Raw genomic sequence first — 19,756 nt, 5'->3', positions numbered from 1 at the left:
GTTTGTGATTACTTCTCAATAATCTTAAGCAGTTGGTTTGCATCGACGTAACCACCAACGATTTCACCACTTTCTAGAATGATTGCTGGTGTACCAGAAATACCCAGTTCACGACCTAGATTGAAGTGTTCTGCTACGGTTGCACGGCACATAGCCATATCCCCAATAGGCTCAGCGGATTGACGATCAACCTTTGCTGCATGTAAAGCTTGTGCATTGTCTTCAGCACACCAGATTTTCGCCATCTCTTCTGCGGTTTGGTTTTGCAAACCGTTTCGTGGATAGGCCAGATAGCGAACGGTAATGCCTTTATCTAGGTAATCTTGTAACTCACGATGTAGCTTTAGACAGTACCCACACGTGATATCAGTGAAGACAGTGATCACATGTTTTTCATTGTCAGCTTTGTAAACAATCATGCTATCCGCTAATGCTTCTACTTTTTCCGCATTGAGTGGTTGTTGTTTTGCAGCCAGAAGGTCAACATAATTGCCTTCTTTATCTAACGAGAAGAGAGTCCCGGTTAGGAAGTAGTCGCCTTCTAGGCTCGAGTAAAACACACCGGCATTGGTTGTCAGTTCATATAGGCCAGCAACGGGAGATGGCTGCGCTTCTTGCACTTCTATTTTTAGCTTGCTGAAACGGTTTTTTAACTGCTGCAGTTCGTCTTGGCTAACCTCAGACGCTTGCTCAGGCACCGTTTGTTGTGTTGTTTCAGCTTTAACGCTCTGCTCTTCTGCCCCACACGCAGCAATGAATGAACATAGGGTCAGAGTTGTGATGTGGCGAATAACGCTCATATCGTTACCTTAATCAAATTAATTAGTGATCACGCTCTTGGGTGATGCTCGCTATGGATTTGCTTCAATCGCTCGTTAGCGACGTGAGTATAAATCTGTGTCGTAGACAAGTCACTGTGCCCCAACAACATTTGTACCACACGCAAGTCTGCCCCATAGTTTAACAGATGTGTGGCAAATGCATGTCGTAATACGTGAGGAGAAAGTAGCTCTGTATCGATATTTGCTAACGTCGCATAGAACTTAATACGATGCCAGAAGGTTTGGCGAGTCATTTGCTTCGCTCTATTGCTCGGGAACACCACATCGGAGGTTTTTTCTCCAAGCAACTCTGGGCGACCTTTACTGATGAATGCCTCTATCCATTCAACCGCATTTTCTCCCATCGGTACTAAGCGTTCCTTATTACCTTTACCGATCACTCGCACTACCCCCTGCCGAAGACTAATGTTCTCCATAGTTAAACTCACCAGTTCCGTCACACGTAGGCCAGTTGCATATAGAAGCTCGAGCATCGCCTTGTCTCTTAGCTCAATCGGGTTATTTGGATCAGGCGCTTCCAATAACGCGTCGACTTGCTCTTCACTGAGATCTTTTGGTAGACGCTTTGGAAGCTTGGGGCTAACCAAGAGTGCACTGGGATCATCACCCCTTTGCTTTTCTCGGTGCAGGTATTGAAACAATCGACGAATAGCTGAAAGCATTCTCGCTCTTGAGGTCTGCTTGTAATCCTTATCCACCAGCCACGATTGGTATTCTTGCAAGCCAGCAGTACTAATGAAATCGAGGCGGTAATTATTCGCTTTCATCCACTCCAATAGCTTATTTAAATCATTGCGGTAAGAGCTCAAGGTGTTATCTGATAGCCCTCGCTCCATCCACATCGCATCTAAAAATTGTTCGACAAGCGCTTGCTCGGTGGACATCGGTTTTACCGCTGTCGCTGCTACAGGTTCGTTTTGGCTCACAGTGCCTCTCACTAAAAACAGGGTCACAACCAGTGGTTATATATACAGGGTATGTGAGCCAGTCACAGATTTCCATAAAAACCTTATATCGACCTTGGTTTAGCGTTAGAATCCCGCTATTGCTCATTTACACACATGCACATCACAATGAAAATTGGTTTATTCTACGGCTCTACAACTTGCTATACCGAGATGGCAGCAGAGAAGATGCGCGGCATCATTGGTGAAGACCTTGTCAACCTTCATAATGTAAAAGAATCTTCACTGACTCTAATGAATGATTATGATTTACTCATTCTTGGCATATCAACATGGGATTTCGGTGAACTCCAAGAGGATTGGGGAGAAATATGGGATCAAATCAACGGCATTCAACTCGATGGCAAGCACGTCGCGTTGTTCGGCTTAGGCGATCAAGAAGGCTATGGCGAATGGTTCCTTGATGCAATGGGTATGCTGCATGACGAACTGAAACCAACCGGAGCGAAGTTTATCGGCTACTGGTCAAAAGAAGGCTATGAATTTGAGGCTTCGAAAGCACTGACGGAAGATGGTGAGAAGTTTGTTGGATTAGCGCTAGATGAAGACTCTCAGTATGAGCAAAGTGATGAGCGTATTGAAGCTTGGGTAACTCAAATTCTGAACGAGTACGCTGAGACTATCTAACCTATAATGTGTTTCTAGTTCCTAGGGCAAAACTGCTAGGAACTAGAAATCTAAACGCTAATAAGCCTAGTTAGTAAACTACATCCAGCTTAACTTGGTTGTTCACTACCCATTCTGTTTTCTCTTCCTTGATAAGCTCTACTGCTACATCGACCGGCTGCTCAGGGTCTATCTCCAGCTGCCACTTAAATGCGACTTCCCATGCCGTTGCACTGTGCGTGCGCAACTCAACATCATCTGCATATATTGACCAGGTTTCAGTACCCTGGCGAAGTACGACCTGAGTGACATCGAGCTCTGCTGGCAAGTAACTACTTGATTCAAGGTAAAGTGCGCCGTGAAGCGTTTCTTCATTTCTTTCATCACCAATCATAGGCATTTTGTTCAACCAAAGATTGCTACGCAGCGTTACATCTGTTGCTGCTTTCATTGCTGTTGCATCAGCAGACCAGTCAACCTCTGATGTTGTGATCGAGCTACAACCGGCTAAAGCCATCACGCTTAGTCCTACTAGTGCTAGTTTTTTCATCTTTATTATATCCTCATCGACTAGGGTCTTTGACCTAACCACTGTTTAAGTACCTCAATATCTTTGCTGTACTCATTCTCAATTTCATCAACCCAATCACTGATGTTATCCCACCATGCTGGTAAGTCTGGTGATTGCGCTTTTTGAGCTACTGATTGAATGCGCTTGAGGCCGATTGAGCCCGCAGCACCTTTAATTTTGTGCGCCTCTTCAGCAATACTCGCCTGATCCTTGGCGGTAAGGTTCGAGGTCAGTACCTCTATATAGCCCGGCATCATCTCTTCAAACATACTAATGTTATCAAGCACTAACTCAGGGCCAACAATATCAACATATGACTCAAGCATAGCTAAATCAAGTACTTGACCATACTCATCACAGGATTCTTTTGGCTTCGACTCAATCACTTGCTTATCTTGTTGCTCTGCCGCATCAATAAACTTCACGATGACTTTGAGGACTGAAGAGACAGAAAGTGGCTTACTGATCGCATCATCCATGCCTTTCTCGAGATACTCGCTCTTGTCTTTAATGACGTTCGCCGTAAGTGCGACGAGCGGAGGTAAATCAAGGTAGGTTCTTCTAAAGTACTCTGCGATATCAAAACCGGTCATATCCGGTAAATTAATATCTAGGAAGGCAAGATCGTAAAGCTCAGGGTCAAACATCTCCATTGCTTCTTCACCGTTCATCGCTACCGTCACTTCATGTCCAAGGCTTTCAAGCAAAGAGCGTGCAACGGTGATATTGAGTTCAATATCCTCAACCATGAAGATGTTTAGCTCATGCGATGCTGCTGTCACTGTCGTTTCAGGTTGCTCAATCTCAGCAAGTGGTGCCTTGATAGTAACAGTAAAGGTACTGCCAAATCCCTCTTCACTGCTAACGGTAATATCACCATCCATCATGTTGATCAGTTGCTTAGAGACTGCAAGGCCGATACCTGTACCCACGGCGTGTAAATTGTCTTTGCCGGACTTCACCTGATAATACATCGCAAAGATCTTATCGAGCTCAGCCTGAGGAATCCCAATACCGCTATCTTCAACTTCAATAGTAATATATGCAAAGCGTTGATCGGTTTCAGCTTCAACACTCATGACTACCCCACCCTCTTTGGTGAACTTCATGGCGTTACTGACCAGATTCCAAAGTACTTGGCGAAGACGTGTTGCATCGACTTCAATTGCGCCAGGCAGGTCGCTCAATCGCTCTAAGTCGAAACGCAGCCCTTTTTGAGAAGCCATCAAGCCTGAGATACTTTCCATCTCTAGGACAAACTCTTCAAAATTGAGTGGTTTAGGGAAAAGCTCAAGCTTGCGTCGATCGAACTTATCCATATCGATAATATCGTTAAATATGTTGCCCAGTGTGACGGCACTGACGTTGATCGTCTGCATGTACTGACGTTGTTCTTCATTAAGTTTGCTATCAAGCAGCATGCGACTCAGGCCAACGATGCCGTTTAACGGCGTTCTCAGTTCGTGACTGATCGTAGAAATGAAGGTGGTTTTATCACGGCTCGCTTTTTCTAGCTTCTCTTGAGAATGCTTGCGCTCAGTAATATCACGACCAAAGCCAACCAGACCTAGGTGGCGGCCGTCTTTACTATAAAAGGGCACTTTACGCAGTTCAAAGTAGCTCTTCTTACCATCTGGATATTCAAGCCACTGCTCATACGTGAGCGCTTGGTTGTCATGGAAAACCTTCTCATCGGTTTCTACCACTTGCTGGGCAATCTCTTTGCTGTACACATCCCATGGTGTCAAACCAACGAGATCCTTTTCTCTCTTACCAATCAGGTCCTCTACTGCCTTGTTACAGCCAGAGAATACGCCATCGGCATTACGGTAATAAATGAGATCCGGTGAGGCATCAATAAAAGAACGCAATAGTGCTGTTCTCTCGGCCAATTCGACCTGAGTACGCTCGCGTTGATAGACCTCGTTTTCAAGATCATGCATCGCTTCTTCACGCGCTTCTTCAGCTTTAATTCGCTCTTCGATCTCTTTATTAAGCTTTTCAATGTTGCTTTGCAGCTTAATGTTCATCTCTTGATCTCGAGAGCGCATGTCTTTGAGCTTAGAAACCAGTTTGGCTAGGCGTTGGCGGGACTCTTCAAGCTGGTCAACGACTACCGATAAGAAGTAGACCGCCCATGGGGTAATAAGCAAACCAAAGAAAATAGAACGGACGATATCAACATCATCCACCCGCCCTTTGAGTAGCATGGTAATGACAACTTGCACAACAAGGGCAAGCGCAACCAAGGCGAGGGCAAGAACAACAGAAAAGCGCACAATACCGAGTCGTACTAATAAGTCGACATAGTACTGAGCGAGGTTCTTCATCGGTTTCATCAAATACTCCGCAGAAACAGGTCAGTAGAGGCAGTGTACTATTTTTTGATGAAAAAACAGCATGCTGACCAGCAAACGGGGTGAAAGGATGATGAAAAGCAGGAAAATAGACGAAAAACGAAAACGAGGAAACACTTAGGAGTCTGACGACTTTCGCTTCCTCTTAAGATGATCGTTACTTTAAAATGGGCAGGGTGTACTCGAACGGTTGACCAACAAGAGCACCTTGAGCGCCCTCTTTATTTAACGCACGACCAATTTCGGTCATAGCAAGCCAACGGTTTTCACACCACAGTGGGGATAATAAAGTAGGTCGACGAGCAGCTGAACTCACACGGTGATAAACCACATCTGCAGGTGTACGACGAATAACTTCGCTCGCAATATCCACATACTCCTCAAGGGAAGGGGCTTCTAGGCGACCCGCTTTCCAGGCTTTTGCCATAGTACTGCCTTCTACAATATGTAGACCATGTAGCTTGATACCATCAGTGCCCACTTTAAGTACCTTATCTAAGGTCTCAAGATTGTCTTGTTTGGTCTCTTTAGGTAGGCCAACAATCAAATGAGTACACACTTTGATACCCAGAGCACGGGCACGCTTGGTGATCGCTTCATAGACTTCAAAGTCATGACCACGATTGATGCGTTTTAGGGTGTCATTGTTTGCAGTTTGCAGCCCAAGCTCAAGCCAAATTTCGTAGCCTTGCTCCACATAACCCGATAGCAACTCAAGGACAGAGTCAGGCACACAGTCAGGACGAGTCCCCACACACAAACCAACAATATCTGCAGCCTTGAGAGCTTCTTCGTACATGTTTTTAAGAACCTGTACCTCGGCGTAAGTGCTGGTGTAAGCCTGAAAATAAGCCAGATACTTCTTCGCTCGTGCAATCTCACCCGCTCGGTCAGTGAGTTGGTCAACAATACTCTTTACTTGAGTTTCTTCATCAGCAAAAGAAGCCACATTACAAAATGTACATCCTCCTCGCCCGATAGTGCCATCTCTATTTGGACAACTAAAACCGCCATGTAGCGTCAGCTTATGTACCTTCTCGCCATATCGACGCTGAAGGTCTTGTCCAATAGTGTTCACCAACTCATGTAACTGCATTCGATTACCCGTAACTTAGTAACTAAGAATAAATCTCAATCCTATTTATGAAATAAAATTACATCCCTGCAATTAAAGACCGCACAGAATAGCGTCAAAAATTCGCGAGCCACCTAACGCAAATCAATAAACATGCAAAAAATAACGCTAAAAACCGAAATGTTGAGTAAATGTTAAACTGAATATTCACTTTTTGACGCAAAAAATGTTCTACACGGTCAAACTTTCGTTGGAATTAAGCTAAACAAAATTGTAGGATACTTACACAATTCTGCTAATTTTGTCGTTTTTATGACAGTGGATAAATGCAGAAATGTCGGTGAATCCCAACACCCACCATATAAATCACTATGACGTGATATTAAATCATTGGGATTCACTAAGGATTGTTTTTCTCGCAATACTTTTCCTGCGAGATACGGAAAGGACTCAGCCACCAGCATAGGTGGTTTAGATTCATAAATATAAAGGACAAGGCTAAGTCAGCTATATGCCCCTAGCCTAGATTTAACTGGAAGGATGTATCTATGGTTTACCAAGATCAGGTAGATAAAGAGCAAAGCTCACAGGGTCTTTATACTCCAGAGTTGGAGCATGATGCTTGTGGTATCGGTTTTGTTGCTCATCTGAAAAACCGCAAATCACATGAAGTAGTGACGCAAGCTCTCGACATGCTAGCGCGCATGGAACACCGTGGCGGTCAAGGTTGTGACCCATGCTCTGGTGACGGTGCGGGTATCTTGCTTCAGAAGCCACACGAATTTCTACTAGAAGAAGCCGTAAAGCTTGGTATCAAGCTGCCTTCATTTGAGAAGTACGGTGTTGGTGTGGTGCTATTCCCTAAGGACGAGCACAAACGCGCACAATGTCGCGATATCTTAGAGCGCAATGCTAAACGTCTAGAACTCGACGTAATCGGCTACCGCGTTTTACCGACCGACAACTCAATGATCGGTGCAGATCCACTAAGCACTGAGCCTCAGTTTGAGCATGTGTTCATCTCTGGTGGCCCGGGCATTACTCCTGAAGAGCTAGAACGTAAACTGTACGTACTACGTAACTACACGGTTCGTGTTTGTCTAGAGAGCATTTCGAACATTGGTGATGATTTCTACATCAACTCGATGTCTTACAAGACCGTGGTGTACAAGGGTCAGTTAACGACGGAACAAGTTCCTCAGTACTTCTTAGATCTACAGAATCCAACGATGGTGAGTGCGCTAGCACTGGTTCACTCTCGTTTCTCTACCAATACATTCCCTCGCTGGCGTCTAGCACAGCCTTTCCGTTACATTGCTCACAACGGTGAAATCAACACAGTTCGCGGTAACCTGAACTGGATGAAAGCCCGTGAAGCAATCATCGAATCTGATCTGTTTACTCAGGCAGAGATCGACATGCTACTTCCTATCTGTCAGGAAGGCAGCTCGGATTCATCTAACTTCGATATGGCACTTGAGCTCCTAGTTCTATCTGGTCGCAGCCTGCCACATGCGTTGATGATGATGATCCCTGAAGCATGGCAAGAAAACAAAAACATGGACCCAACTCGTCGCGCGTTCTACCAGTACCATGCGAACGTAATGGAACCATGGGATGGCCCAGCATCGGTATGTTTCACTGACGGTGTTCAAGTAGGTGCAACCCTTGACCGTAACGGTCTGCGTCCTTCTCGCTACACAGTAACTAAAGATGACTTCCTAGTAATGGCTTCTGAGTCTGGTGTTGTTGAGATTGAGCCAGAGAACGTTGAGTTCCGTGGCCGTCTACAGCCAGGTCGTATCTTCGTTGCTGACCTAGAGCAAGGCCGCATCATCTCTGATGAAGAAGTAAAAGACGGCATTGCAGGTGCTCAGCCTTACGAAAAGTGGGTTGAAGAGAACCTTCTAAGCCTGAAGAAACTGCCAGATGCGAGCAACGAATTCAGTCAGCCATCACCTGAAAAGCTACTTCACAAGCAGCAAGCATTCGGTGTGAGCTCTGAAGAAGTCAATGAAATCATTGTACCGATGGCGAAAGATGGCAAAGAGCCACTTTCAGCAATGGGTGCCGACTGGCCACTAGCGATTCTTTCGCACCAGTCACAACATCTATCAAACTACTTTAAACAGCTGTTTGCTCAGGTAACTAACCCACCAATCGACCCGATTCGTGAGCGCATGGTTATGTCTCTGAACACTTACCTAGGTAAGGACCAGAACCTACTTGCGGAGTCTCCAGAGCACTGTCAAAAAGTAGAACTAGAGTCGCCAGTTCTATCTAACTCTGAGCTTGAAAAGCTACGTGCGATCGATAACGAGCACCTACAAGCGAAGACACTAGACATCGTATTCCAAGCGAACGAAGACGAAGGCAAGCTAGAGCGCGCACTTAAACGCATCTGTCAGTATGCTGAAGATGCGGTTGTAGATGGTTACTCAATCATCCTTCTAACTGACCGTGCGGTTAACTCTAACCACGCAGCTATCCCAGCAATGCTGGCGGTTGGCGCGGTTCACCACCACCTGATCCGTAAGGGTCTACGTGCGAAGTGTGACATCGTGGTTGAGACGGGTGATGCACGTGAAACGCACCACTTCGCAACGCTAGTGGGTTACGGCGCGAACGCAGTTAACCCATACCTAGTGATTGAGACTATGGTTGAGCTACAGCGCACTAAGAAGCTTGATCCTGAAGCGAACATTAAAGACCTATTCGAGAACTACCGTAACGCTATCAATGGCGGGCTACTGAAGATCTTCTCGAAGATGGGTATCTCAACACTGCAGTCGTACCACGGTGCTCAAATCTTTGAAGCTCTGGGCGTCAGCAAGTCAGTAGTAGATAAGTACTTCACTGGTACGGTTTCTCGTATCCAAGGCCTAACCATTGATGACATCGCGAAGGAAGTGCTAGTGCGTCACCGCATTGGTTACCCAACGCGTGAAATCCCAGTTCAAGTACTTGATGTCGGTGGTGTTTACCAGTGGAAACAGCGTGGCGAAAAGCACCTGTTTAACCCTGAGACGATTTCACTGCTACAAGAATCTACTCGTAACAAAGACTACGCTCAGTTCAAGAAATACGCGAAAGCGGTGGACGACCAAGGCGATAACGCAGCAACACTGCGTAGCCAGCTAGATTTTGTTAAGAACCCAGCAGGTTCAATCCCGCTAGAAGAAGTAGAGCCAATCGAAAACATCCTCAAGCGTTTCGCGACAGGTGCAATGTCATTCGGTTCTATCTCTTACGAAGCACACTCAACGCTAGCGGTTGCTATGAACCGTATCGGCGCGAAATCGAACTCTGGTGAAGGTGGTGAAGACCCAACACGTTTCGAACGCAAAGAGAACGGCGATTGGGAACGATCTGCAATCAAGCAGGTGGCGTCAGGCCGCTTTGGTGTAACGTCTTACTACCTAACTAACGCAGATGAGCTACAGATCAAGATGGCTCAAGGCGCGAAACCAGGTGAAGGTGGTCAGCTACCAGGTGATAAGGTTGATGATTGGATCGGTGCAACACGTCACTCGACTCCAGGGGTTGGTCTAATCTCACCACCGCCACACCACGATATCTACTCAATCGAAGATTTGGCTCAGCTGATCTACGACTTGAAGAATGCAAACCGTGCTGGCCGTGTAAACGTGAAGCTAGTATCAGAAGCAGGTGTAGGTACGATTGCATCAGGTGTAGCAAAAGCGAAAGCTGACGTTGTTCTTATCGCCGGTTTCGATGGCGGTACAGGTGCATCACCAATGTCTTCTATCCGTCACACAGGCCTACCTTGGGAACTAGGTCTAGCTGAGACGCACCAGACGCTAATCAAGAACGGTCTACGTAACCGTATCGTGGTTCAATCTGACGGTCAGATGAAAACCCCTCGCGACCTTGCAGTAGCAACACTACTGGGTGCTGAGGAATGGGGTGTAGCGACAGCAGCGCTGGTTGTTGAAGGCTGTATCATGATGCGTAAGTGTCATAAGAATACCTGTCCTGTTGGGATCGCAACACAAAACAAGACCCTACGTGAGCGTTTCGATGGCCGCGTAGAAGACGTAGTAACATTCTTCCAGTACATGGCTGAAGGTCTACGTGAAGTGATGGCTGAGCTTGGCTACCGCACTATCGACGAGATGGTTGGTCAGTCGCACAAACTAAAAGTTCGTGAAGACATCAAACACTGGAAATACAAAAACCTAGATCTATCACCTGTGCTTCACATTGAAGAAGCGCGTGAAGGCGACGGCATCTTTAACCAGACAGAACAAAACCACAACCTAGAAGAAGTTCTAGACCGTAAGTTGATTCAAGCGGCTATCCCAGCACTTGAGAAAGGCGAAGCAGTGAACGCTGAATTCCCTATTATCAACACAGACCGCTCTGCGGGTACCATGCTGTCGAACGAAATCTCGAAGGTTTACAAAGACGCAGGTCTACCACAGCCAATGAACGTGAAGTTCAATGGTTCTGCAGGTCAATCGTTCGGTGCATTCCTTGCTAAGGGCGTGAAGTTCGAAGTAGAAGGTGATGCGAACGACTACTGGGGCAAAGGCCTATCTGGCGGTACGCTAGTGCTTTACCCAGATGCGAAATCTGACATCGTTGCTGAAGATAACATCGTGGTTGGTAACGTATGTTTCTACGGCGCAACATCAGGTGAGTCTTACATTCGCGGTATGGCGGGTGAGCGTTTCTGTGTACGTAACTCAGGTGCGAAGGTTGTCGTTGAAGGTGTCGGTGACCACGGTTGTGAATACATGACTGGTGGTGTTGCGGTAATCCTTGGCTCTACAGGTCGTAACTTTGCGGCAGGTATGAGTGGTGGTGTAGCTTACGTTTGGGATAAATCTGGTGATTTCGAAACCAAGCTAAACCCTGAACTGGTAGACCTAGATCCAATCGAAGCAGAAGATCGCGAACTACTGAAAGAGATGCTAACGAAGCAAGTTCAATTCACAGGAAGTGAAGTTGCTCAGTCTTTCCTAGATAACTTTGACGCAAGCCTAGCCTCTATGGTTAAGGTAATGCCGCGTGACTACAAAGCGGTACTTCAAAAGCGCAAGGCTGAAGCAGAGCAAGCACAAACGGAAGAAGTGGAGGCAGTATAATGGGTAAGCCTACTGGATTTTTAGAACACGGTCGTGAGCTTCCAAAGAAGCTCGACCCATCGGTTCGAATTGAAAACAACAAAGAATTCGTTCTTAACGAAGAGTTTGGTGAAAAAATTGGTGAACAGGCTTCTCGTTGTATGGATTGTGGTGTGCCTTTCTGTCACAGCGGTTGTCCGATTGGTAACATCATCCCAGAATTCAACGACGCGGTTTACCGTGATAGCTGGGAAGAAGCTTGGAACATTCTAAGCTCTACCAACAACTTCCCTGAATTTACAGGTCGTGTGTGCCCTTCTCCTTGTGAGAGCGCGTGTGTTCTTGGTATCAACCAAGACCCAATCACCATCTGTAACATCGAGAAAACGATCGTAGAAACTGCGTACCGCGAAGGGTACGCAAAACCTAAGACGCCTCGCTCTCGCACAGGTAAAACTATTGCAATCATCGGCTCTGGTCCTGCTGGCTTGGCAGCGGCTGAACAGCTCAACAGTGCGGGGCACTCTGTGACAGTTTTTGAACGTGACGAAAAAGTCGGTGGTCTACTACGCTTCGGTATTCCAGACTTCAAGCTAGGTATGGACGTTATCGATCGTAAGGTTAACCTAATGGCTGAAGCGGGCGTTGAGTTCAAAGTAAACCAGCACATTGGTGTTGATGTAAATGCTCAGCAGCTTCGTCAAGAGTTCGATGTTGTACTCCTAACCGGCGGCTCTACAGTGCCACGTGATCTTCCAGTCCCAGGTCGTGAACTGACAGGCGTTCACTTCGCAATGGAATTCCTAGGTCAAAACAACCGCCGCGCGAACGACATGGATCTTAAGGGTGAAGAGATTCACGCGAAAGATAAGCATGTTGTGGTTATCGGTGGTGGTGATACCGGCTCTGACTGTGTAGGTACCTCTAATCGTCATAAGGCGACAAGCGTTACTCAGGTTGAGATCATGCCGATCCCACCAGAGAAGCGTCCAGCAAATATGCCTTGGCCTCAGTACCCAATGATCATGAAAACAACCACTTCACACGAAGAAGGTTGTGACCGTCATTGGAATATCCTGACTAAAGAGTTCATCGGTAACGATCAAGGTCAGGTAACAGGCCTACGTATCGCAGATATCGTATGGCAAGACGCAAAACCAGGTGAGCGCCCTACTTTTGAGGAAGTAGCAAACTCTGAGCGTGTTATCCCATGTGATATGGCATTCCTAGCAATGGGCTTCCTACACCCAGAACCAACAGGCGTACTTGCTCAGCTAGACATCAAACTGGATGAGCGTGGTAACGTAACAACTGACGGCTATGCGACTAACCAGAAAGGTGTGTTTGCTGCAGGTGATATGCGTACTGGTCAGTCTCTGGTTGTACGTTGTATCAACGAAGGTCGTGAGTGTGCGATTGCTATCGATGATTACCTAATGGGTAATTCAAACCTTGAAGCAAAAGCGAACTCGCTAATGCTATCGGCATAACCATTTATTAGATAAAGTTTCCTTCCAAACTTTATATTTGGCCAACCCATTGGGTTGGCCTTTTTTGTTTTAATCCTCTCTAAAAACCCTCATTGTTAGCATTTGATCTAGTGGTGAAAACTTGACCTTTGTTTGAATTATCGCTACGTTGACAGACCGCACATACAAAATATCAAACTAAATTTAACTAAAAATTAATATAAAACAATAACTAATGCGCCACATTGTCAGGAAGACGTGAAGCAAGAGGAGAGTTGCAATGGCACTTTATGATCCTGCCCTAGAAAAGGATAACTGCGGATTTGGTCTGATCGCTCACATGGAAGGTCAACCGAGTCACAAACTGGTTCGCACCGCAATATCTGCACTAGATAGAATGACTCACCGTGGTGGCATCGCCGCCGACGGAAAGACTGGGGATGGCTGTGGCCTATTGCTACAGAAACCTAATTCTTACCTCCGATTGATCGCAGAAGAACAAGGCTGGAGCCTGAGTAAGCAATACGCGGTTGGCATGATTTTTTTGAGCCAAGACCCAATATTAGCCAACAATGCGAAAGAGATCGTCAACAAGCAATTAGCTCAAGAAACGCTTACTGTTGTCGGCTGGCGGGAAGTACCAACGAACCCAGAAGTGCTTGGCCCCATCGCCTCTGACTCGCTACCAAACATCCAACAAGTTTTTATTTCTGCACCAGCAGGTTGGCGTGAGAGAGACATTGAACGTCGTTTATATATCGCAAGACGACGCATCGAAAAACTCATCACCGATGACTCTGACTTCTACATTTGTAGCCTTTCGACGCAAGTGATGGTGTACAAAGGTCTGTGTATGCCAGCCGATCTTCCGCGATTTTACCTCGATCTTGCTGATCTTCGCATGGAATCTGCAATATGTCTGTTCCACCAGCGCTTCTCAACCAATACTCAACCTCGCTGGCCTCTGGCACAACCATTCCGCTATCTTGCTCATAATGGTGAGATAAATACTATCGAAGGAAACCGCCAATGGGCGAAAGCTCGAGCTTATAAATTTTCTTCTCCACTACTGCCCGATCTGCAAACTGCTGCCCCTTTTGTCAATGAAACCGGCTCAGATTCATCAAGCTTAGACAACATGCTTGACCTGTTTTTAGCAGGTGGTATGGATGTATTCAGAGCAATGCGCATGCTTGTTCCACCTGCATGGCAAAATCACCCTGATATGGACCCAGAATTACGCGCTTTCTATGACTTTAACTCTAAGCACATGGAACCATGGGATGGACCGGCGGGTATCGTGCTCTCTGACGGACGCTACGCTGCCTGTAACTTAGACCGTAACGGTCTGCGCCCAGCTCGCTATGTGATAACCAAAGATAACCTCATTACCTTAGCCTCTGAGGTGGGAATCTGGGATTACGCACCTGATGAAGTGGCTGAAAAAGGGCGTGTCGGCCCCGGTGAATTACTCGTTATTGATACTCGACGCGGCAAGCTATGGCAATCGAGTGAGATCGATAATGACCTAAAATCTCGCCATCCTTATCGTGAGTGGATGGAAAACAATGTCCATAAGCTGACGCCATTTGATGCGGTATCAGATGAGCAGATCGGCACCCGAAGCTTTGATGAGGACCTATTAAAGACTTATCAGAAGCAGTTTGCGATGAACCGCGAAGAGATCGATCAAGTGCTTCGTGTTCTTGGTGATATGGGGCAAGAAGCTGTTGGCTCTATGGGTGACGATACACCAATGGCCGTTCTGTCTTCAAAAGAACGTTTGGTGACAGATTACTTCCGTCAGAAGTTTGCTCAGGTCACCAACCCACCAATTGATCCACTGCGTGAAAAACACGTCATGTCGCTCGCAACTAGCATTGGTCAGGAGATGAATGTGTTTAATGAGACCGATGGCCATGCCTATCGCGTTTCGTTTAATTCACCAGTACTGCTTTACTCTGACATGCAGCAACTGTTGGAGCTTAGCGACAAGCACTACCGCAACACCATCCTTGATATCAACTTTAATCCTCAAGAGAAAACCCTTGTTCAAGCGATCAATGACCTTTGTGACCAAGTTGAAGAAGTCGTGAAGCAAGGCACCGTTCTAGTCGTCCTCTCTGATCGCGCACTGTGCAAAGGTAAGCTGCCGATTCCTGCTGCAATGGCGGTTGGAGCAGTACAAACGCGCTTAGTAAACACTAACCTGCGATGTGATGCCAATATCATTGTCGAAACTGCAACGGCTCGCGATCCACACCACTTTGCCGTGTTATTAGGGTTTGGGGCGACTGCCGTTTACCCATACCTTGCCTATGAAACACTAGCGAAGTGCATTGATGATGGCGTACTAGATGCTAGCTATCGTGAGGTACTGCAGAACTACCAAAACGGTATCAACAAAGGTCTGTATAAAATTATGTCGAAAATGGGCATCTCAACCGTTGCCTCTTATCGATGCTCACAGCTTTTTGAAGCCGTTGGCCTTCACGATGATGTTATTGAACTCTGTTTCCATGGTGTATCTTCTCGTATCCAAGGGGCTAACTTTGATGACTTTCAACAGGATTTGTTTAACCTTTCTCGTAAGGCTTGGACTAAACGCAAAGCGATAGACCACGGTGGCCTACTCAAATACGTACACGGTGGCGAATACCATGCGTACAACCCAGATGTCGTAGGAACACTGCAAACTGCAGTTAAATCGGGACAAAATAGCGACTACAAGAGCTATGCGGCACAAGTAAATAATCGCCCTGTTGCGACACTTCGCGACCTAATGAAGCTAAAAACTTCGGACTCTCCTCTATCACTGGAACAAATTGAGCCAACAACAGAGCTATTCAAACGCTTTGACTCCGCGGCCATGTCGATCGGGGCGTTAAGCCCGGAAGCACACGAAGCACTCGCGACGGCAATGAATAGATTAGGTGGCTATTCGAATTCAGGTGAAGGGGGTGAAGACCCACGCCGCTTCGGCACAGACCGTAACTCTCGCATCAAGCAGGTGGCATCAGGACGCTTTGGTGTCACACCACACTACTTGACCAATGCAGATGTACTGCAAATAAAAGTCGCACAAGGTGCGAAGCCTGGTGAAGGGGGGCAACTACCCGGCCATAAAGTCACGGCTGAGATTGCAAAATTGCGCTACTCCGTTCAAGGGGTAACGCTGATCTCTCCTCCTCCTCATCACGATATTTACTCAATTGAAGATTTAGCACAGCTGATCTTCGATCTGAAACAAGTCAATCCAAAAGCTCTTGTCTCTGTAAAACTGGTTTCTGAACCGGGTGTCGGCACTATCGCTACAGGGGTAGCAAAAGCTTACGCCGACCTCATTACTATCTCTGGTTATGATGGTGGTACAGCAGCAAGTCCACTGACTTCAGTGAAATACGCAGGTAGTCCATGGGAATTAGGTCTTGCAGAAACTCAGCAAGCCCTGGTTGCGAATGGCCTACGCCACAAGATTCGGTTACAAGTCGATGGTGGTTTAAAGACAGGACTCGACGTCATTAAAGGTGCCATCCTCGGTGCTGAAAGCTTTGGCTTTGGTACTGCCCCTATGGTGGCAATGGGCTGTAAGTTCTTGCGAATCTGCCACCTCAACAACTGTGCAACAGGTGTAGCAACACAGGATGAAACTCTACGCAAAGAGTACTTCAAAGGTCTACCTGAGATGGTAGTGAACTACTTCACAGGACTCGCCGAGGAAGTACGCTACTACCTATCCGCGCTTGGAGTAGAAAAGCTGACGGACCTGATTGGTCGTACCGACCTACTAGAAGCCGCACAAGGATTAACCGCGAAGCAAAGTAAACTCGACCTTTCATCAATTCTTGAGCAGCCGGTTTCTCCAGAGGGGCACCCATTCTACTGGACAGAGCCGAATGCTCCATTTGATAAGGCAGAACTCAACCAATCCCTACTCGAACAAGCACTACCTGCGATTGAAAAGCGTCAGTCGACTTCATTATTCTTCGACGTTAGAAATACTGACCGTTCGATTGGTGCTCGTCTATCTGGTGAAATCGCTCAGCGTTATGGAAACCAAGGTATGGCAGCAACACCGATCAAGGTGAACCTAAATGGTACCGCCGGGCAGTCCTTTGGGGTTTGGAACGCGGGAGGAGTCGAACTTAACTTAACTGGCGATGCGAACGATTATGTAGGTAAAGGTATGGCGGGAGGTAAGATCTCCATCAAGCCACACCTAGGAACCGCCTTCAGTTGCAATCAAGCCACCATTATCGGCAATACCTGCTTATACGGTGCTACCGGAGGAAAGCTGTTTGCCGCAGGTAAAGCAGGTGAACGCTTCGGAGTTCGCAACTCAGGGACCATCGCAGTCATTGAGGGAGCCGGAGACAATGCGTGCGAATACATGACGGGCGGTATCGTTGCCATTCTTGGCGCAACAGGGGTGAACTTTGGTGCAGGTATGACTGGTGGCTTTGCCTATGTGCTTGACGAGAATGATGATTTCAAAGGCAGAGTCAACTTAGAGTCTGTTGAAGCGCTCTCTCTAGCGGATCTCTATATCCACCAAGAGCATTTACGTGGTCTGATAGCCGAGCACCTGGAAGAAACAGGTTCAATCCATGCAGAGCAGATACTGGCGAACTTTGACGAATGGATTCCAAAGTTCTATCTCGTTAAACCTCAAGCAGCAGACCTCAGAACCCTGCTTGGTCACCAAAGTCGTAGCGCCGCTGAATTGCGCGTTCAAGCCCAATAATTGGAAGGAGCCAAGACAATGAGCCAGAACGTATACCAATTTATTGATGTAAGCCGAGTCGACCCAGCAAAGAAACCAATCAAGACTCGAAAAATTGAGTTCGTTGAAATCTACGAACCATTCACTAAACAACAAGCAACTGCGCAAGCAGATCGCTGCCTAGACTGCGGTAACCCATATTGTGAATGGAAGTGCCCTGTTCACAATTATATCCCTCAATGGCTTAAACTCGCCAATGAAGGCCGGATCATAGAAGCGGTAGAATTATCTCACCAAACCAACAGCCTCCCAGAAGTATGTGGTCGTGTTTGCCCACAAGATAGGTTGTGTGAGGGCTCTTGTACTCTCAATGACGATTTTGGCGCAGTGACGATTGGTAATATTGAAAAGTACATTACCGACAAGGCCTTTGAGATGGGCTGGAAGCCGGATATGTCAAAGGTGGATTGGACAGACAAAAAAGTCGCGATCATCGGTGCAGGTCCAGCAGGTTTAGCGGCTGCAGATATTCTAGTCCGTAATGGGGTAAAACCCGTTGTATTCGACCGCTACCCAGAGATTGGTGGCTTACTTACCTTTGGTATTCCTTCTTTCAAGCTAGAGAAAGGTGTGATGGAAAACCGTCGTCGCGTATTTACAGAGATGGGTGTTGAGTTCCAACTGAATATTGAAGTCGGTAAAGATGTCGCCATGCAAGACCTTATCGACCAATATGATGCTGTATTCCTTGGTGTTGGCACGTATAAAAACATGCGTGCTGGTCTTGAAAACGAGGAAGCACAAGGCGTTTATGATGCGCTTCCATTCCTGATTTCTAACACCTATAAGGTAATGAACCTTAAAGACGATAAGCCATTTATTGATATGGCGGGTAAAAAAGTCGTTGTCCTTGGTGGCGGTGATACGGCAATGGACTGTGTACGTACTTCGATTCGCCAAGGGGCTGACAAGGTTATTTGTGCCTATCGTCGTGATGAAGAAAACATGCCGGGCTCTCGCCGTGAAGTGAAAAACGCTCGAGAGGAAGGTGTAAACTTCATGTTTAATCTACAGCCTATGGGCATTGAAGTTGACGCTAATGGTAAAGTTGTAGGTGTTAAGGTAGTCAAAACAGCCTTAGGTGAGCCAGATGACGCCGGTCGTCGTCGCCCGGAACCCGTTGCAGGTAGCGAACACGTTCTGGATGCTGATGTGGTGATTATGGCGTTTGGTTTCCAGCCCCATCAAATGTCATGGCTTGAGCCTTACAATGTGGATTTAGATCAATGGGGACGAATCAGAGCGCCATATGATCAAGAATTCATGTTCCAAACCAGTAACAAGAAAATCTTTGCTGGAGGAGATGCTGTTCGAGGCTCAGATCTCGTTGTCACAGCAATTGATGAAGGCCGCAAAGCAGCAGAAGGCATATTAGACTATTTGGAAGTTTAACCCTTCGGATAAATGCCTTTGCATTCCAATACTCAAACAGACTGGCATTCGATGCCAGTCTTTTTTAATCTATAAACAATCCGTTTTCATATAATAAAAACCATCATATCAAGGAATGAATAATGAAAAAAATCGCTCTCCTTTCCCTCATCACTCTAACAGCATGTAGCCAAGGAATTACCGATATGGAAGACCGAAGTGCCAACCAATGTGGCGACAAACCTAATTGCGTTTCAACTATTGATAACCGTGAAGAGCACAACATCGCTCCTTTTATTTTGGAGGACGGAGTGAGTCTAGACCAAATTGAAGCGGTTATTTTGCAGCAACCTAGAACGAAAACAGCAGACAAACAAACTGACTACCTGCGCGTTGAGTTCACTAGTAAGATCATGCGCTTTGTCGATGATCTAGAAGTTAGAATTGATGGTGACAAACTTATCGTTCGTTCCGAATCGCGCACTGGTCATTCGGATTTTGGAGTAAACCGCAAACGCGCTGAAACCTTGCGTGAAGCATTAAAACAAGCAGGCTTGATTAAATAACGTCTCTTGTAGGAATGTGCTAAACTCCGGCTCAATTTTTATCGAAACCCAATTAAGAGAT

General features: G+C 46.5%; 11 protein-coding genes. 6 read left to right on the top strand and 5 right to left on the bottom strand.

The features are described from left to right. Positions 1–8: 8 nt before the first annotated feature. Both dsbC and xerD read right to left on the bottom strand, forming a co-directional pair. Positions 9–800, bottom strand: coding sequence for a bifunctional protein-disulfide isomerase/oxidoreductase DsbC (gene dsbC, locus DPF91_RS18285; RefSeq protein WP_117235889.1), 792 nt, complete (start codon positions 798–800; stop codon positions 9–11). Positions 801–829: 29 nt separating this feature from the next. Next, complete coding sequence (xerD, locus tag DPF91_RS18280; RefSeq protein ID WP_117235938.1) at positions 830–1,726, bottom strand: site-specific tyrosine recombinase XerD; 897 nt, start codon at positions 1,724–1,726, stop codon at positions 830–832. A gap of 189 nt (positions 1,727–1,915) precedes the next feature. Here xerD and fldB point away from each other — a divergent pair, with 189 nt between their 5' ends. Beyond that, positions 1,916–2,434 (top strand): flavodoxin FldB, encoded by a 519-nt coding sequence (fldB, locus tag DPF91_RS18275; protein WP_117235937.1) that lies wholly within the window; start codon positions 1,916–1,918, stop codon positions 2,432–2,434. A 70-nt stretch (positions 2,435–2,504) separates the two neighbouring features. Here fldB and DPF91_RS18270 read toward each other — a convergent pair whose 3' ends face one another. The 3 genes from DPF91_RS18270 to mnmL form a co-directional block, all read right to left on the bottom strand. Continuing rightward, positions 2,505–2,963, bottom strand: coding sequence for a hypothetical protein (locus DPF91_RS18270; protein ID WP_117235888.1), 459 nt, complete (start codon positions 2,961–2,963; stop codon positions 2,505–2,507). Between the two features lie 20 nt (positions 2,964–2,983). Beyond that, positions 2,984–5,323 (bottom strand): aerobic respiration two-component sensor histidine kinase ArcB, encoded by a 2,340-nt coding sequence (gene arcB / locus DPF91_RS18265; RefSeq protein ID WP_117235887.1) that lies wholly within the window; start codon positions 5,321–5,323, stop codon positions 2,984–2,986. Between the two features lie 175 nt (positions 5,324–5,498). Beyond that, a complete protein-coding gene (mnmL, locus tag DPF91_RS18260) occupies positions 5,499–6,437 on the bottom strand; it encodes a tRNA modification radical SAM protein MnmL/YtqA (RefSeq protein WP_117235886.1) in 939 nt (312 codons plus the stop codon). 527 nt (positions 6,438–6,964) lie between these two features. Here mnmL and gltB (DPF91_RS18255) point away from each other — a divergent pair. The 5 genes from gltB (DPF91_RS18255) (at position 6,965) to DPF91_RS18235 (ending at position 19,695) form a co-directional block, all read left to right on the top strand. Further along, a complete protein-coding gene (gltB, locus tag DPF91_RS18255; protein ID WP_117235885.1) occupies positions 6,965–11,527 on the top strand; it encodes a glutamate synthase large subunit in 4,563 nt (1,520 codons plus the stop codon). Further along, complete coding sequence (locus tag DPF91_RS18250; RefSeq protein ID WP_117235884.1) at positions 11,527–12,996, top strand: glutamate synthase subunit beta; 1,470 nt, start codon at positions 11,527–11,529, stop codon at positions 12,994–12,996. Before gltB (DPF91_RS18255) ends, DPF91_RS18250 begins: the two co-directional genes overlap by 1 nt. A 259-nt stretch (positions 12,997–13,255) precedes the next feature. Continuing rightward, positions 13,256–17,719 carry a glutamate synthase large subunit gene (gltB, locus tag DPF91_RS18245; protein ID WP_117235883.1) on the top strand — a complete coding sequence of 1,488 codons (4,464 nt, stop codon included), beginning with the start codon at positions 13,256–13,258 and terminating at the stop codon, positions 17,717–17,719. Positions 17,720–17,737: 18 nt separating this feature from the next. Next, the gene (locus tag DPF91_RS18240; RefSeq protein ID WP_117235882.1) at positions 17,738–19,150 is read left to right on the top strand and encodes an FAD-dependent oxidoreductase; all 1,413 of its coding nucleotides are present in this window, start codon (positions 17,738–17,740) and stop codon (positions 19,148–19,150) included. Between the two features lie 122 nt (positions 19,151–19,272). Further along, complete coding sequence (locus DPF91_RS18235; protein ID WP_117235881.1) at positions 19,273–19,695, top strand: DUF1499 domain-containing protein; 423 nt, start codon at positions 19,273–19,275, stop codon at positions 19,693–19,695. The last annotated feature ends 61 nt before the right edge of the window (positions 19,696–19,756 follow it).

Origin of the sequence: Vibrio maerlii (genome assembly GCF_003415655.1) — a bacterium.
Lineage (GTDB): Bacteria > Pseudomonadota > Gammaproteobacteria > Enterobacterales > Vibrionaceae > Vibrio > Vibrio maerlii.
Note: the sequence above shows the minus strand (reverse complement) of the source record. Positions and strands in the feature narration are given on the sequence as shown.

Bases quoted from the DNA above. Each gene is read 5' to 3' on its own strand.
- xerD (WP_117235938.1), bottom strand. From the start codon at position 1,726: ATGTCCACCGAGCAAGCGCTTGTCGAACAATTTTTAGATGCGATGTGG.
- arcB (WP_117235887.1), bottom strand. From the start codon at position 5,323: ATGAAACCGATGAAGAACCTCGCTCAGTACTATGTCGACTTATTAGTA.
- gltB (WP_117235883.1), top strand. From the start codon at position 13,256: ATGGCACTTTATGATCCTGCCCTAGAAAAGGATAACTGCGGATTTGGT.
- DPF91_RS18270 (WP_117235888.1), bottom strand. From the start codon at position 2,963: ATGAAAAAACTAGCACTAGTAGGACTAAGCGTGATGGCTTTAGCCGGT.
- DPF91_RS18250 (WP_117235884.1), top strand. From the start codon at position 11,527: ATGGGTAAGCCTACTGGATTTTTAGAACACGGTCGTGAGCTTCCAAAG.
- mnmL (WP_117235886.1), bottom strand. From the start codon at position 6,437: ATGCAGTTACATGAGTTGGTGAACACTATTGGACAAGACCTTCAGCGT.
- DPF91_RS18240 (WP_117235882.1), top strand. From the start codon at position 17,738: ATGAGCCAGAACGTATACCAATTTATTGATGTAAGCCGAGTCGACCCA.
- dsbC (WP_117235889.1), bottom strand. From the start codon at position 800: ATGAGCGTTATTCGCCACATCACAACTCTGACCCTATGTTCATTCATT.
- gltB (WP_117235885.1), top strand. From the start codon at position 6,965: ATGGTTTACCAAGATCAGGTAGATAAAGAGCAAAGCTCACAGGGTCTT.
- fldB (WP_117235937.1), top strand. From the start codon at position 1,916: ATGAAAATTGGTTTATTCTACGGCTCTACAACTTGCTATACCGAGATG.
- DPF91_RS18235 (WP_117235881.1), top strand. From the start codon at position 19,273: ATGAAAAAAATCGCTCTCCTTTCCCTCATCACTCTAACAGCATGTAGC.